We start from the raw sequence: 15,941 nt of genomic DNA on the forward strand, positions 1-15,941 counted from the left end.
CGAGGTGCCCTTATGACTCTCGCCCTTGACGCCGCCGCTCAGGACCTCCTGTTCCGCGAGGCCCGGACCGCCAATACGTTCACGGACGAGCCGGTCACCGACGAGCAGGTCCAGGCGATCTACGACCTGGTGAAGTACGCCCCGACCGCCTTCAACCAGTCGCCGCTGCGGATCACCCTGGTCCGTTCCGAGGAGGCCCGTCGGCGCCTGGTCACCCACGCCATGGGCGCCAACGGCCCCAAGACGCTGAGCGCGCCGCTGACCCTGGTCCTCTCCGTCGACCTGGACTTCCACGAGAAGCTTCCGCACCTCTTCCCGGCCATGCCCGGGGTCAAGGACGCCTTCTTCTCCGAGGCCGCCGCCCGCGAGGCCGCAGGCACGCAGAACGCCACCCTCCAGGCCGGTTACCTCATCGTCGGCATCCGCGCCGCCGGGCTGGCCGCCGGCCCGATGACCGGCTTCGACTTCACCGGCGTCGACAAGGAGTTCTTCGGCGACGGCAAGCAGAAGTCCTTCCTGGTCGTCAACGTCGGCAAGCCGGGCCCGGACGCCTTCTACCCGCGCTCCCCGCGCCTGGCCTTCGACGAGGCCGCCACCACGGTCTGAGCCGGGCACCCGGCCGACGACGAGGCCGCCGCGCCCTCCCGGTGCGGCGGCCTCGTCGTTACGCTCGTCGTTACGCGCTCGTCGTCACGGCCTCGGCGTTACGGGCGGCCTCTCGACCCCGCCCCGCAGGCGCTCAGCCCTTCTTCGCCACCAGGGCGGCGGCCAGATCCGCCAGCCGCCCGTACGGCGCGGTCCCCGTGATCACCGTGGTCACACCGGGCTCCGTGCGTACCAGGGCGCGGTAGGTGTCCCCCTGGTACCGGTCCCACTTCTTGCTGCCGACGGCCTGCTCGCCCTGGACCTTGCCGGCGCCCAGCGTGACGTCCTGGATGAACTTGCGGGCCGGCGCATCGCTCTGCTCGATGGACGCGTACTGCCGCTCCGGGTCCAGCATGCCCAGATGCCAGGCGCCGCCCTTGCCGTCCTCGCTCGCGCGGTACGAGACCGAGGTGGCGCGCCAGGTCTTCGGCAGACCCTCGGGAGCGGCGACCGCGTAGGGCGCGGCCCGCCGGGCGGTGGCGACCTCGACCCGGTAGTCGACCGTCTTGACCGCGTTCTGCTGAGCGGTCTGGCTGTCGTCGTGCGGAATGAAGAAATACACCGCCGCGACCACGACGCCGATCACCGCCAGCGACAGGATCATGTCCCGCACCGTTTGCCTGCCTCGCATACCTGCCACCTCCCTATGGTCCCCCATGGCCGAAACGATCCGGACAGGCCCCCCGGTCTCGGCCACGACCAGCGCAAACACGGCACGGCGGGCGCTCTTGACGCTGCTCATGCGTAGGGCCCTCTGCTCATTTTGGCGACCTACGGATAAGGTCGGTATCACCCTCATCCTTCACGGCCGTCGCCGTACAGAAAGGTGCGCTCGATGACCGAGCATCATCTCCCGTCCCAACTCGAGGTCAGCCCCGAGGCCCCGGACCGCAACCTCGCCCTGGAGCTCGTCCGGGTCACCGAGGCCGGTGCCATGGCGTCGGGCCGCTGGGTGGGCCGAGGTGACAAGAACGGCGCGGACGGCGCGGCGGTCAAGGCCATGCGCGCCCTGATCCACACCGTCTCGATGAACGGCGTCGTGGTCATCGGGGAGGGCGAGAAGGACAACGCCCCGATGCTCTACAACGGCGAGCGCGTCGGCGACGGCACCGGCCCGGAGTGCGATGTGGCCGTGGACCCGGTGGACGGGACGACGCTGACCGCCAAGGGCATGGCCAACGCGGTCTCCGTGATGGCGGTCGCCGAGCGCGGCTCGATGTTCGATCCGTCCGCGGTCTTCTACATGGACAAGCTCGCCACCGGCCCTGAGGCGGCGGACTTCGTCGACATCACGGCCCCGGTGGCGGTGAACATCAAGCGGATCGCCAAGGCGAAGAAGTCCGCGGTGGAGGACGTCACCGTCGTCATCCTGGACCGGCCCCGCCACGACGGCCTGGTCAAGGAGGTCCGCGAGGCCGGCGCCCGGATCAAGTTCATCGCCGACGGCGACGTCGCCGGCGCGATCATGGCGGCCCGCGAGGGCACCGGCGTCGATCTGCTGCTCGGCATCGGCGGTACGCCCGAGGGCATCATCGCGGCCTGCGCGCTGAAGTGTCTGGGCGGCTCCTTCCAGGGCAAGCTGTGGCCCAAGGACGACGAGGAGCGCCAGCGCGCGCTCGACGCCGGCCACGACCTCGACAAGGTCCTCCACATCGACGACCTGGTCCGCGGCGACAACGTCTTCTTCGTCGCCACCGGCATCACCGACGGCGAGCTGCTGCGCGGCGTCCGCTACCGCGCCGAGACCGCCTACACCCAGTCCCTGGTGATGCGCTCCAAGTCCGGCACCATCCGCCAGATCGACTCCCAGCACCGCCTGGCGAAGCTGCGCGCGTACAGCTCGGTCGACTTCGAGCGCCCCAGCTAGCGCCCTGCACCAACGCTTCGCCCCCGCCGGAGGTCCCGAAAGATCCTCCGGCGGGGGCGAAGTGCGTACGGATACCAGGGTGTTGCGGTTGGTGCGGGCGTTGCGGGTACGCGTACGGGGCGGTGCCTACGAGCCGAAGCCGCTCATCCCGTGCCGGTCGCGTCTGCCGCGGGCTCAGCCCGCCGCCGGCATCCGGGCCGCGCGCTGGAGATCGGCTTCGCGGCGCCGACGGCGGGCCAGGACGACCCGTCGCTCGGCGGCCGTCAGCCCGCCCCAGACGCCGTACGGCTCCGGCTGGAGCAGTGCGTGCTCCCGGCACTCGACCATCACGGGACAGCGGGCGCAGACCCGCTTCGCGGCTTCCTCCCTGGCCAGCCGCGCGGCGGTCGGCTCCTTGGACGGGGCGAAGAACAGCCCGGCTTCATCCCGGCGGCACACCGCCTCCGAATGCCAGGGACCGGCCTCGTCGCGAGCATCGGGCACTCGCTGAGGCGGAACGACAACGGCATCCTGCAGGGGCTGATGCGGTAGCAGCACGGTCTACTCCTGACGACGGCTTCGGCGAAGAATTCACCCTTGCCCGCCTCGCTGCGCACGGCTTTTCGCACCCCGCAGCCGTACGAGAGACGATGCACCAGCCCTACCCGCTGTACGCACTCTTATGCACACCGTGGCGATCGTGCGGAAAGCAGAAAAGCACAACACGGGTTCGCGGGCCCGCGCCGGCCCATCGGAGGGGCCTAGCGGAACCGGCCCTCCCGGCGCTCGCGCCGTTCGGCCCGCCGCCGCTCATGACGCTCCAGCCGCTCCTCCAGCATCCGGCCGTGCCGCTCCAGCCGCTCCTCGATGTGCCGCTCATACTTCTCGCGCCGCTCGCCCGAGGGCCGCTCGTGCCGGTCCAGCCGGTCCTCGCGCAGCCGGTCGCGCAGATCCCGGATCCAGGCGCCCCGCTTCGGCTTGGCCTCCACGCTTCCCAGCACCGCATAGCCGTTGACCTGCACCTGCGGGGCGTTGTCGTCGTCCGCCTCGTGCGTCTCGATCTCGAAGGCGCCCAGCACGCCGGAGCCGCTGCTGCGCAACGTCACATTCTCCGGAACGCGGATCTCCACGCTGCCGAGGAGGGAGGTGGCATTGATGGTCACCTGCTGCTGCGGAAAGACCGCCTCGGTCAGATCGATCTCCACGCTGCCGAAGATCGCGACGGCGTTGATCCGCGCGGGAACCCGCCACCGCCCCTTGCGGGTCGAGGCGCTGAAGATCGCCACCAGGTTCTGGTCCGGTATGGGGGCGGCGGGCCCGTATTCGTACGCCCCGGCCGAAGGCGTCGTACGGGCGCCGTCGGCCGGGGCGGGCAGATCCCGCAGTACGGGCTCCAGCTCGCCCATGGTCTTGGCCCGGTAGACCACGTCGATCCGCTCGGCGTGCTCCTCCGGGTCCAGCCGGCCCTCGGCCAGCGCCTCGCGCAGGATCGCCGCGACCCGGTCGCGGTCCGCGTCGGAGGCCCGGATGTCCGCGTCGGCGGTCGGGGCGGGGGCAGGCTTGGCCGCCGGGGCGGGCTTGGTCAGCTTCACCGGCTCGGCGGGCCGTGAGCCCCTGTCGTCTGCTGCTGCGTCATCCTGTGCGTCCACCTGTGCAGCGTAGCGAAACGCGATAGATCGCGACTACCTTTTGCGCAATTCGAACGGAGCCGCCCGGCGGCTACTGAGCCCTACCTCACAACCACCCCCGTGCGTCGGGGTTCTACGCTGTTGGGGCGCTGCCGTAGATGCCAGCCGGACCCCTCCGAGTAAGGAATTATCTCGAAATGCCGGAATTCGCCTATACCGACCTGCTGCCCACCGGCGAGGACCACACCCCCTACCGCCTGGTCACTTCGGAGGGTGTGAGCACCTTCGAGGCCGACGGCCGGACGTTCCTCAAGGTCGAGCCGGAGGCGCTGCGCAAGCTGGCCGCCGAGGCGATGCACGACATTTCGCACTATCTGCGCCCGGCGCACCTCGCTCAGCTCCGCAAGATCCTGGACGACCCCGAGGCCAGCGCCAACGACCGCTTCGTCGCGCTCGATCTGCTCAAGAACGCCAATATCGCCGCGGCGGGCGTGCTGCCGATGTGCCAGGACACCGGCACGGCGATCGTGATGGGCAAGCGCGGACAGAACGTGCTGACGCAGGGGCGGGACGAGGAGGCCCTTTCGCGCGGCATCTACGACGCGTACACGGAGCTGAATCTGCGGTATTCGCAGATGGCCCCGCTGACCATGTGGGACGAGAAGAACACGGGCTCCAACCTCCCCGCGCAGATCGAGCTCTACGCGAATGACGGGGATGCGTACAAGTTCCTCTTCATGGCCAAGGGCGGCGGCTCGGCCAACAAGTCCTTCCTCTTCCAGGAAACCAAGGCGGTCCTCAACGAGACCTCCATGATGAAGTTCCTGGAGCAGAAGATCCGCTCGCTGGGCACGGCGGCCTGCCCGCCGTACCACCTCGCGATCGTCGTCGGCGGCACCTCGGCCGAGTACGCCCTCAAGACCGCCAAGTACGCCTCCGCGCACTACCTGGACGAGCTGCCGGCCGAGGGCTCGCCGACCGGCCACGGCTTCCGTGACAAGGAGCTGGAGGAGAAGGTCTTCGAGCTGACGCAGAAGATCGGCATCGGCGCGCAGTTCGGCGGCAAGTACTTCTGCCACGACGTCCGCGTCGTCCGCCTCCCCCGCCACGGCGCGTCCTGCCCTGTCGCCATCGCCGTCTCCTGCTCCGCCGACCGCCAGGCCGTCGCGAAGATCACCGCCGAGGGCGTCTTCCTGGAGCAGCTGGAGACCGACCCGGCGCGCTTCCTGCCGGAGACGACGGACGAGGAGCTGACCGAGGGCGCGGGCGCCGATCTCGATGCCGTACGCATCGACCTCAACCGCCCCATGGCCGACGTCCTCGCCGAGCTGACCCAGCACCCGGTCAAGACCCGGCTCTCCCTGACCGGCACGCTGGTCGTCGCCCGCGACATCGCGCACGCGAAGATCAAGGAGCGGCTGGACGCGGGCGAGGAGATGCCGGAGTACCTCAAGAACCACCCGGTGTACTACGCGGGCCCGGCCAAGACCCCCGAGGGCTACGCCTCCGGCTCGTTCGGCCCGACCACCGCGGGCCGGATGGACGCCTACGTCGAGCAGTTCCAGGCGGCCGGCGGCTCCAAGATCATGCTGGCCAAGGGCAACCGCTCCCAGCAGGTCACCGACGCCTGCGCCGCGCACGGCGGCTTCTACCTGGGCTCCATCGGCGGCCCGGCCGCCCGCCTGGCCCAGGACTGCATCAAGAAGGTCGAGGTCCTGGAGTACGAGGAGCTCGGCATGGAGGCCGTCTGGAAGATCGAGGTCGAGGACTTCCCGGCCTTCATCGTCGTCGACGACAAGGGCAACGACTTCTTCCAGGACCCGGCGCCGGCGCCTACGTTCACGAGCATTCCGGTGCGTAACGCGAACTGACCCGCGGCACTCGTCCGCAGGGCGAACGGCCACCTCTCGCATCAAGCGGGCGGTGGCCGTTCGCATATGACGGCCCGTCATCCGGCATGACGTCAGGCCGGGAAACCCGGACCAGACGAAGATCGCCATGTACCGGACGATAGTGCAGAAGGAGTACCGGCAGGCCGAGGCGCTCAAGGAGGATTACCACAAGTGCAAGAGGGCCTGAGCTCCGGCCGACGTACGGCGCTGCCGCTGACCGGTGACGCCCGAGGGCCCGGCTCCGCCCCGGAGCCGGGCCCTCACCCGTACGTACGCCGATCGGCGAGCCGATGCCCGTATCCGGGAACAGAATCGCGGGCTCGGGTACTGAAACAGGTATGAGCGAAAACAGCGCACACGACGGGTTCGGCGGCGGGAGCGACGCGTTCGGCGAGGCCGAGGGGTTCCGTATCGAGCACGACTCCATGGGGGAGGTCCGGGTGCCCGCGCGGGCGAAATGGCGGGCGCAGACGCAGCGGGCGGTGGAGAACTTCCCGATTTCGGGGCAGCGGCTGGAGCGGGCGCACATCGAGGCGCTGGCGCGGATCAAGGCGGCGGCGGCGAAGGTGAATGCCGAGCTGGGGGTGCTCGACGGGGACATCGCGACGGCCATTCAGGAGGCGGCCGCGGAGGTGGCGGCGGGGCGCTGGGATGCGCATTTCCCCGTCGATGTGTTCCAGACCGGGTCGGGGACGTCGTCCAACATGAACGCCAACGAGGTCATTGCGACGCTGGCGACCGAACGGCTGGGCGGCGGCCGGGAAGTGCATCCCAACGATCACGTCAATGCCAGTCAGTCGTCGAACGATGTGTTTCCGTCGTCGATTCATATTGCGGCGACGGCGGCCGTGCTGCGCGATCTGATTCCGGCGCTGGAGCATCTGGCGGTGGCGCTGGAGCGCAAATCGGTGGAGTTCGAGAAGGTGGTGAAGGCGGGCCGGACGCATTTGATGGATGCCACGCCGGTCACGCTGGGGCAGGAATTCGGGGGGTATGCGGCGCAGGTCCGGTACGGGGTCGAGCGGCTGCGGGCGTCCGTGCCGCGGCTGGCGGAGCTGCCGCTGGGCGGTACGGCGGTAGGGACGGGGATCAACACCCCGCCGGGATTCCCGGTCGCGGTGCTTGCGGAGGTGGCGCTGGCCACGGGACTTCCGTTGACCGAGGCGCGTAATCACTTCGAGGCGCAGGGGGCCCGGGACGGCATCGTCGAGATCAGCGGGCAGCTGCGGACCATCGGGGTCGGGCTGACGAAAATCGCCAACGATCTGCGGTGGATGGCGTCGGGTCCGCGGACGGGGCTGGCGGAGATTGCGCTGCCGGATTTGCAGCCGGGGTCGTCGATCATGCCGGGGAAGGTGAATCCGGTGATTCCCGAGGCGGTCTTGATGGTTGCGGCACAGGTCACCGGCAATGACGCGACGGTGGCGGCGGCGGGTGCGGCCGGCAATTTCGAGCTGAATGTGATGCTTCCGGTGATGGCTCGGAATGTACTGGAGTCGGTGCGGCTGGTGGCGAATGTGGCGCGGCTGCTCGCGGACCGGACGGTGGACGGGATCACGGCCCATACGGAACGGGCCCGGGAGTATGCGGAGTCGTCGCCGTCGGTGGTCACACCGCTCAACAAGTACCTCGGCTACGAGGAGGCGGCGAAGGTCGCGAAGAAGTCCCTCGCCGAGCGGAAGACGATTCGCCAGGTGGTGATCGAGGAGGGGTATGTGGAGCGCGGGGTGCTGAGCGAGGAGCAGTTGGATGCGGCGCTGGATGTGCTGCGGATGACGCACCCGTAGCGGCACCCTCGTCCTGCCGATGACGCACCCGTAACGGCGCCCTCGTCCTGCGGATGAGGCACCCGTAACGGCACCCTCGTCCTCAACCCCCTCCTCCTCGGCACCCTCCCCTCGGCACGCCCGTCCCCGGCATCCCCGCCCTCCCCATCCGTCACATGCAGTGCGTCTCACATCACGGCGCGCCGCACGCCGTGGTCCTAAGCTCTGGTCATGACAGCGGACATGGTGGGGACGACGGAAGGCGAGACGGCTCGCGCGGGGGCACGGGGGCGGGCGGCGCGGTGGACGGCCGGGGAGCAGATTCTGTGGCGCTACCGGGACAACGCCGATCCGCGCCGCTTCCATATCGCCCGTCCGGTGACCGTCGTCCAGGACACCGAGGATCTGCTGGCGGTGTGGATGGCGCCGGGGACCGCCGTGATCAAGCCGGTGCTCGCCGACGGCACCCCCGTGCACCGCGAGCCGCTGGCGACCCGTTACACCAAGGCGCGCCGCACCTCCCGCGACCAGTGGTTCGGTACCGGTGTGCTGAAGCTGGCGCACCCGGGTGACCCCTGGTCCGTGTGGCTGTTCTGGGAACGGAACTGGCACTTCAAGAACTGGTACGTCAATTTGGAGGAACCGCGGCACCGTTGGAGCGGCGGGGTGGACTCCCAGGACCATTTTCTCGACATCTGCGTCTATCCGGACCGGCACTGGGAGTGGCGGGACGAGGACGAGTTCGCACAGGCGCAGCGGGACGGGCTGATGAGCGACGCGCAGGTGGCCGAGGTGCGTTCGGCGGGGCGGGCGGCGATCGCCCGGATCGGGGCGTGGGGCAGCCCGTTCGCCGACGGCTGGGAGAATTGGCGGCCCGATCCGGGGTGGGCGGTGCCGCGGCTTCCGGAGAACTGGGACCGCCCCGCGGACCGTTTGCGCCCGTGCGGACGTAAAGGGACGCGGGGTGAGTGAAGTGGGCGAAGGTGGAAAGACGCGCTTAAGGACACCGCCTTTTCTTGCGCGGGAAGAAGCCGGGCCGAGCCCCCTTGCTGTGCCGGGGGTCGGCAACCGTAGGATCGTCCTCCGCAAGGCTGCAGGCGCAACTCCAGAACGGGAAAACGAACTTGACCGCGGTCGCAGGAGGGGCAAGGTCGTGAGCGCGACAAGCTACGACGAATATGAGGGGCTGAACCGGTTAGCACTGGACCGGGCGGGCCAGGCCGAGGCGTTCGACATGATCGGTGAGCGGTACGACGACGCCTTTCCGCACAAGGAGGGCCAGCTCGCCTCGGGCGCCTGGCTCGCCGGGGCGCTGCCGGCCGGTTCGCGGATCCTGGACGTCGGCTGCGGTACGGGGGTGCCGAGCGCCCGTCAGCTGTCCGATGCCGGGCATCGCGTCGTCGGCATCGACCTCTCCCCTTCGATGGTCAAACTGGCCCGGGACAACGTCCCGGACGCGGAATTCCACCGGCTGGACATCGCCGATCTGCGCGGCGGCCGGCTCGGCGGCCCGGGTTCCTTCGACGGAATTGCGGCCTTTTTCTCCCTTCTCATGCTGCCGCGTGCCGAAATCCCTTACGCACTGGGCCTGCTGCATGATCTCCTACGGTCTGACGGGCTGTTGGCCCTGTCGATGGTCGAAGGCGATGTCGACGACTTCACGATTCCGTTCCTGGGCACCTCGGTCCGGGTATCGGGATACCTGCGGGATGACCTGCGCCGGGTCGTTGGCGACGCGGGTTTCGAGGTCCTCGGGGAGGATGCTTATGCGTATGCCCCGTCGAGTACGGACGTACCACCCGAAATCCAGCTCTTTTTGCACCTGCGACGCGTCTGACGCGCCTGATACGTGACGCGTCAGGTATCAGGTAAGCAGCCCCGGACGGATGGAATCCCACGCGTGACGGAGCACCCCACCTCCCATGAATCGCGGCGGCCGGACCGGACCGCCGCGCCCTCGGCGTCCCCTTTCCGGGGGACGGCCGCGGCGGCGCCGCCGGTCGCGCTGCCCGATCCGCGCAGCGGCCTGCAACAGCCCGCGGCGGCCTTGCTGGTGCCGCATCCCGGCGCCGGTTTCGCGGTGCGCGGCGGGGACGACATCGCAATGGACGCCGGTACGGAGGCCGCACGGCCCGCCGGCAGGGACGGCACGGGCAGGGGCGTCGGCGGGGACTGCGCCGCGGCCACGGTGACGGGCATCGGCAGGAGTGGTGGCGGCGTGTGCGGTGGCGCGCAGGACGAGCCGAACGCGGATCACGGTCCGGCGGATCGGGACACGGCGGGCGATGCGGAACGTTATGCCACTGAGCACACGGCGGGGCGGCTGACCGGTCATCATGTGACTGACCACGCGGCCGGTCACGCCGCGGCGCGGGGCGCTGCCTCGCCGTACGGCAGTGCATACGGCGAGGCGTACCCGGATTCGTACAGGGAGGTGGCGATGCCCGTGGCCGGGCGGCCGGCCGGCGTGCCGGAGGAGACAACCGCGGCCCGCGCCGTGCAGGCGGCGGGAGCGGGCGCGGTGGGCCGTGCCCAGGCGCCCGAGCCGGGCGAGGAGCCGCGCACGGGCCAGGAGCCGCGCCCCGTCGGCGACAGCATCGGGCGGCAGCGGGAGGGCGAGACCGTCGGTTTCGCCTCCGGGGAGGGGGACGGGGCTCTGCCGCCGCCCGCTCCCCCGGCCCGCTCGGCGCATCCGGGCGAGAGCCTGGAGGCGGCGGCGGCCCGGCAGGCGGGCGGCGACCGGCTGCGGTTCATCGGGGCGGCGACGCGGCGGATCGCCCGCGGCATAGACCTCGACGAGATCGTGCTGGGGCCGTGCCGGGCGACGGTGCCGACGTTCGCCGACGCGATCCTGGTGTATCTGCGCGATCCGCTGCCGGTGGGCGATGAGCGGCCGACCGGGCCGGTGGTGCTGCGGCTGCGGCGTACGGACCGGATTCCGGAGGAGCCGGACACCGGCGGCGTCCGGCTGCCGGTGATGCCCGCGCAGCCGGACCTGGGGCCCGCGATGGGCGGCAGCGCGGCCGAGCTGGCCGAGGTGCGTCCGGGCGGTCCGCTGGCGGAGGTGCTGCGGGGGGTGCGGCCGCTGTTCGGGGAGGCGCAGGCGGCGCGGACGGCGCTGCCGGAGCTGCTGGGGCCCGATCCGCGGCTGCCGGCCGGGCACCGGGTGATTCTGGCGCCGCTGCGCGGGCGGCGGCGGGTGATCGGTGCGGCGGTGTTCCTGCGCCGCCCGGACCGGCCCGCGTTCGAGCCGGACGATCTGCTGGTGGCGGCGCAGCTGGCGACGCACACCGCGCTGGGCGTGGACAAGGCGGTGCTCTACGGCCGCGAGGCGTATATCGCCGACGCCCTCCAGCGCACGATGCTGCCCGACTCGCTGCCGCAGCCGACGGGCGTGCGGCTGGCCAGCCGCTATCTGCCCGCGGCGGAGACGGCGCGGGTGGGCGGCGACTGGTACGACGCGATTCCGCTGCCGGGCAGCCGAGTGGCGCTGGTGGTCGGCGATGTCATGGGGCATTCGATGACCTCGGCGGCGATCATGGGCCAGCTGCGGACGACCGCGCAGACCCTCGCCGGGCTGGATCTGCCGCCGCAGGAGGTGCTGCACCATCTCGACGAGCAGGCGCAGCGGCTGGGCTCGGACCGCATGGCGACGTGCCTGTACGCGGTCTACGACCCGGTCGCGCACCGGATCATCATTGCGAACGCGGGGCATCCGCCGCCGGTGATGCTGCACCGCGGCGGGCGTGCGGAGGTGCTGAAGGTGCCGCCGGGCGCGCCCATCGGCGTCGGCGGGGTGGACTTCGAGGCGGTGGAGCTGGATGCGCCGGCCGGGGCGACCCTGGTGCTCTACACCGACGGTCTGGTCGAGTCGCGGATCCGGGACGTGTGGACGGGGATCGAGCAGCTGCGGGAGCGGCTGACCGAGACGGCCCGGCTGACCGGCCCCAATCCGCCGCCGCTGGAGCCGCTGTGCGACGAGGTGCTGGACATGCTCGGACCCGGCGACCGCGATGACGACATCGCGCTGCTGGCCGCGCGGTTCGACGGGATAGCGCCCAGCGATGTCGCGTACTGGTATCTGGACCCGAAGGCGCAGACGGCCGGGCAGGCGCGCCGGCTGGCCCGGCGGGCGCTGGCCCGCTGGGGGCTGGACGAGCTGACCGACCAGCTGGAGCTGCTGGTCAGCGAGGTGGTCACCAATGCGGTGCGGTACGCGGAGCGGCCGATCACGCTGCGGCTGCTGCGGACCGATGTGCTGCGCTGCGAGGTGGGCGACGATGTCCCCCAGTTGCCGCGGCTGCGGCAGGCCCGGCCGTCCGATGAGGGCGGGCGGGGGTTGTACCTCGTCAACCGAATGGCCCGCCGGTGGGGCGCAACCCGGCTGAGTATGGGCAAGGTGGTGTGGTTCGAGCTGTCGATGCCGTCGGCCGCTCGCGCCTGACGCCGTACGGTGCCTGGACCGGTAGCCGGGCCCCGTACGGCCATCTGCTTCACCTGGGACCCCGTCCGGAACCGGACGGGGTCCCCTCTTGTGACCCACCGCGGCCGAGTGCCGAAGGAACGGCACGGCGCCCGGACACGGCACGGCGCCCGGAGCGGTGGATGCTCCGGGCGCCGTGCCTGCTACGTGTGGCGGGTGCCGGGGATCAGTTGAAGCCCGACAGTCCGTCGTTCTTGGCGTCGTTGGGGGTGGTGCCGCCCGTCCCGTTGTCGTTGCCGCCGGTGGTGCCGCCCGGGCCGCCGGTGGTGCCGCCGTCCGGGAAGCCCGAACCGCTCGGCGTCGGCCCGGTGGGCACGCCCGTCGGGCGGCCGGTCGGGGTCGGCGGGCCGCTCGGGGTCGGGCTGTGCGACGGGGTCTGGCTCGGCGTACCGGACGGGCTGGGCGTCGCGGACGGGGTGGAGCTCGGCGTCGGCGTCGGGGTCGGCGGCACCTCGTTGCCGTAGTCGGTGACCAGGTCGAAGTCCGCTGCGGTGTTGCCGTCCAGCGCGGCCTGGGTGTAGTCCGCCCACACCCGCGCCGGGTAGGTGCCGCCGTTGACCCGGCCGCCGCCACCGGTCCCCTTGAGGGTGACCTGGGCGCCGCCCTGGGGGGACTCGCCGAACATGCCGACCGCGGTGACCAGCTTGGGCGTGTAGCCCACGAACCAGGCCGACTTGTTGTCGTCGGAGGTGCCGGTCTTGCCCGCCGCCTTGTACGCGGTGTTCTTGACCTCCTGCGTGGCGGTGCCGTCGTTGACCACGCCCGTGAGCACCTTGGTGACGGTGTCGGCGGTCGTCCGGGAGATGACCTTCTCGCCGATCGGCTTGCGCAGCGGGAAGTTCTCCTCGCCGTGCGTGGCCTTGACGACCAGCGTCGGGTTGACCTTGATGCCGTGGTTGTCGAGGGTCGCGTACGCCCCGGCCATCTGGAGCGGGCTGGCGCCCATGGTGCCCAGCGTCATGGCGGGCTGGACGTCCATCCGCTTGCCGTTCAGGCCGAGCTTGACCGCGGTGTCCTTGACGTTGTCCAGCCCGACGTCCGCGCCCATCTGCGCGAAGACGGCGTTGACGGAGTTGTTGGTGGCCGTCTGGACGGAGATATTGCCGTACTCGTGCTCGTCCTCGTTCGGCGGTGCGAAGGGGCTGGTGCCGCCCTTGACCGGACGGCGGTTGTGGCCGTCGTAGATCGTGTTCGGGGTGATCGGCAGGCCGTCCTGGGTCTGGGACTCCTTGTCCAGCGCGGCGGCGAGGATCAGCGGCTTGAAGGTGGAGGCCGCCTGGTAGTCCTCACGGGTGGCGTTGTCGGTGTAGTGCTTCGGGTAGCCCGCGCCGCCGTACATCGCGAGGACGTGGCCGGTCTTCGGGTCCACCGAGACGGCGCCGAGCTGGGCGTCCGCGTCCACCTTGCGCCTCTTGGGGTCGAGGTCGTCGGTGAGCTTGCGCTTGACGGACCGCTCCAGCGCCTTCTGCTTGGCCGGGTCGATGCCGACCGTGACGGTCCAGCCGCCGCGCTCGAATTCCTTCGGGTCGACGCCCTGGGCGAAGAGCTCCTTCTTCGCCGCGTCGATGATGTAGCTCTTCTGTCCGGTCACACCCGCCAGCGGCTTGGGCGGCTTGGGCCTCTCGAACTTCTGCTGTGCGCGCTCCTGCGGGCTGAGCCAGTGCATCTCGACCATGTTGTCGAGCGCATAGGCCCAGCGGTTCTGGACCAGCTTCCGGCCGGTCGGGGTCGCCGCCTGCCAGTCGTACTGGCTGGGCGCCTGGAGCAGCGAGGCGAGATAGGCGCCCTGGGAGACGGACAGCTTGTCGGCGTCCTTGTGGTAGTACGCCTGGGCGGCGGCCTGGATGCCGTAGGCGCCGCGGCCGTAGTAGCTGGTGTTGATGTAGCCCTCGAGGATCTGGTTCTTGGAGAGCTTGTCGTCCACCTTGAGGGAGATGATGATCTCCTGGAGCTTGCGGCTGACCGTCTGCTCGTCGCTCAGGTAGTAGTTCTTCACGTACTGCTGGGTGATCGTCGAGCCGCCCTGCTTGCCGTGGCCCATCAGGGTGTTGAGGATGCCGCGGGCGGTGCCCCACAGGTCGACGCCGGAGTCGTGGTAGAAGGTCTTGTTCTCGGCGGCGATGAAGGTGCGCTGCACCTTCAAGGGGATGTGGGCGAGGCCCACGGTCTCGCGGTTGACGGTGCCGCCGCGGGCGATGACCTTGCCGTCGGTGTACTTGAAGACATTGGCCTGCTTGCTGGCGTCGAGATTGCCCTTCTGGGGAATCTGCACGTACAGGTACAGGCCGATGAAGGCGAGGATGCCCAGCAGGCACACCCCGAGGAAGGCCCCGAGGATCTTCTTCCAGCCGAACAGACGGCGTATGAAGCTCTTGTCCTGCTTCGATGTTCTCTTACTCGGCTTGGCCCGGCGGGAGCTCCCCTGCCGCTCCCGCCTCGCATCCGCTCGGCCCATCGCTCCAGCAACTCCAGTCGGTTCCGCCCCCAGGTCATTCAGCTGTTGAAGCTAACACCGCAGCTGTCAACAGATGCTCATCGATCCCGGCTTTTCCGGGCGTGACAAACAGCACGGGGAGTGCGGGAACCAAGCGGGGGGTTTCGGTCATCGCCCTGGCGCACTGGCAGGCCAGCACGCTAATCTGCTATCACTTTGCTAGACCAGTGACATCATGCGATGCGGCGGACATCACGCGCCGCGTCGGGAAACGGGGAACCATGTCCGACCACTCCACACCGCCCGTCCCGCCGAAGGCCGAGCCGGCCGCCGACGCCCCCGAGATGCCCGAGCCCCAGGTCCGCGAGACCGCGGCGCACAGCATCCCGGGCGGCCTGGCCCTGCTGCTGACGGTGATCGGCGTCGGGCTCGGCATCGCCTCGATCGCCGTCGGCGGCACCCTCAGCTCCGGCGACAACCGCTCCCTGACCGCCCCCTTCGCCATCGCCGGCGCCGTCCTCCTTATCGGCTCCTTCTTCTTCATGACCGGCGTGAAGATGGTCGCGCCCGGCGAGGCCCGGGTCATCCAGCTCTTCGGGCGGTACGTCGGCACCATCCGCACCGACGGTCTGCGCTGGGTCAACCCGCTGACCTCCGCCCGGAAGATCTCCACCCGGGTGCGCAACCACGAGACCTCCGTCCTGAAGGTCAACGACGCCTACGGCAACCCGATCGAGCTCGCCGCGATCGTGGTCTGGAAAGTGGCGGACACCGCCCAGGCCCTCTTCGAGGTCGACGACTTCCTGGAGTTCGTCGCCACCCAGACCGAGGCCGCCGTCCGGCACATCGCGATCGAGTACCCCTATGACGCCCACGACGAGGACGGCCTCTCGCTGCGCGGCAACGCCGAGGAGATCACCGAGAAGCTCGCCGTGGAACTGACCGCCCGCGTCGACGCCGCCGGCGTCCAGATCATCGAGACCCGCTTCAGCCACCTCGCCTACGCCCCCGAGATCGCCTCCGCCATGCTCCAGCGCCAGCAGGCCGGCGCGGTCGTCGCGGCCCGCCAGCAGATCGTCGAGGGCGCGGTCGGCATGGTCGAGTCCGCCCTGGTCCGCATCAGCGAGCAGGGCATCGTCGAACTGGACGAGGAGCGCAAGGCCGCCATGGTCAGCAACCTCATGGTGGTCCTGTGCGGCGACCGTGCCGCCCAGCCGGTCCTGAACACGGGCTCGCTCTACCAGTGA

12 protein-coding genes are annotated in these 15,941 nt (G+C 70.3%); 8 read left to right on the top strand and 4 right to left on the bottom strand.

All coding sequences use genetic code 11. The features are described from left to right. Positions 1–12 precede the first annotated feature (12 nt). A complete protein-coding gene (locus tag SNA_RS33585; protein ID WP_030072381.1) occupies positions 13–606 on the top strand; it encodes a malonic semialdehyde reductase in 594 nt (197 codons plus the stop codon). 133 nt (positions 607–739) lie between these two features. On the opposite strand, the gene SNA_RS33590 is transcribed toward SNA_RS33585, so the two are convergent. Next, entirely contained in the window at positions 740–1,276 is a 537-nt protein-coding gene (locus tag SNA_RS33590) for a DUF4245 domain-containing protein (protein WP_030072379.1), read from the bottom strand. 204 nt (positions 1,277–1,480) lie between these two features. Between SNA_RS33590 and glpX the strand changes: the two genes are divergently transcribed. Continuing rightward, a complete protein-coding gene (glpX, locus tag SNA_RS33595) occupies positions 1,481–2,512 on the top strand; it encodes a class II fructose-bisphosphatase (RefSeq protein WP_030072377.1) in 1,032 nt (343 codons plus the stop codon). A gap of 174 nt (positions 2,513–2,686) precedes the next feature. Here glpX and SNA_RS33600 read toward each other — a convergent pair whose 3' ends face one another. Both SNA_RS33600 and SNA_RS33605 read right to left on the bottom strand, forming a co-directional pair. Then, a complete protein-coding gene (locus SNA_RS33600; RefSeq protein ID WP_030072375.1) occupies positions 2,687–3,049 on the bottom strand; it encodes a WhiB family transcriptional regulator in 363 nt (120 codons plus the stop codon). Positions 3,050–3,252: 203 nt separating this feature from the next. Beyond that, positions 3,253–4,077, bottom strand: a complete 825-nt coding sequence (locus tag SNA_RS33605) for a DUF1707 SHOCT-like domain-containing protein (RefSeq protein WP_420823541.1) — start codon at positions 4,075–4,077, stop codon at positions 3,253–3,255. A gap of 239 nt (positions 4,078–4,316) precedes the next feature. Here SNA_RS33605 and SNA_RS33610 point away from each other — a divergent pair, with 239 nt between their 5' ends. From SNA_RS33610 to SNA_RS33630, 5 genes are all read left to right on the top strand, one after another. Beyond that, positions 4,317–5,990, top strand: a complete 1,674-nt coding sequence (locus tag SNA_RS33610) for a fumarate hydratase (protein ID WP_030072371.1) — start codon at positions 4,317–4,319, stop codon at positions 5,988–5,990. A gap of 359 nt (positions 5,991–6,349) precedes the next feature. Continuing rightward, entirely contained in the window at positions 6,350–7,798 is a 1,449-nt protein-coding gene (locus tag SNA_RS33615) for a class II fumarate hydratase (protein ID WP_044368105.1), read from the top strand. Between the two features lie 222 nt (positions 7,799–8,020). Beyond that, entirely contained in the window at positions 8,021–8,749 is a 729-nt protein-coding gene (gene fomD / locus SNA_RS33620; RefSeq protein WP_044368107.1) for a cytidylyl-2-hydroxypropylphosphonate hydrolase, read from the top strand. 181 nt (positions 8,750–8,930) lie between these two features. Continuing rightward, on the top strand, positions 8,931–9,614 hold the full coding sequence (locus tag SNA_RS33625; RefSeq protein ID WP_030072364.1) for a class I SAM-dependent DNA methyltransferase: 684 nt from the start codon (positions 8,931–8,933) through the stop codon (positions 9,612–9,614). A 63-nt stretch (positions 9,615–9,677) separates the two neighbouring features. After that, positions 9,678–12,221 (top strand): ATP-binding SpoIIE family protein phosphatase, encoded by a 2,544-nt coding sequence (locus tag SNA_RS33630; RefSeq protein ID WP_044368108.1) that lies wholly within the window; start codon positions 9,678–9,680, stop codon positions 12,219–12,221. 205 nt (positions 12,222–12,426) lie between these two features. On the opposite strand, the gene SNA_RS33635 is transcribed toward SNA_RS33630, so the two are convergent. Continuing rightward, positions 12,427–14,715, bottom strand: coding sequence for a transglycosylase domain-containing protein (locus tag SNA_RS33635; RefSeq protein WP_044368110.1), 2,289 nt, complete (start codon positions 14,713–14,715; stop codon positions 12,427–12,429). Positions 14,716–14,975: 260 nt separating this feature from the next. Here SNA_RS33635 and SNA_RS33640 point away from each other — a divergent pair, with 260 nt between their 5' ends. Continuing rightward, positions 14,976–15,941 (top strand): SPFH domain-containing protein, encoded by a 966-nt coding sequence (locus SNA_RS33640; protein WP_030072354.1) that lies wholly within the window; start codon positions 14,976–14,978, stop codon positions 15,939–15,941.

It is taken from the genome of Streptomyces natalensis ATCC 27448 (genome assembly GCF_000935125.1).
Taxonomy (GTDB): Bacteria; Actinomycetota; Actinomycetes; order Streptomycetales; family Streptomycetaceae; genus Streptomyces; species Streptomyces natalensis.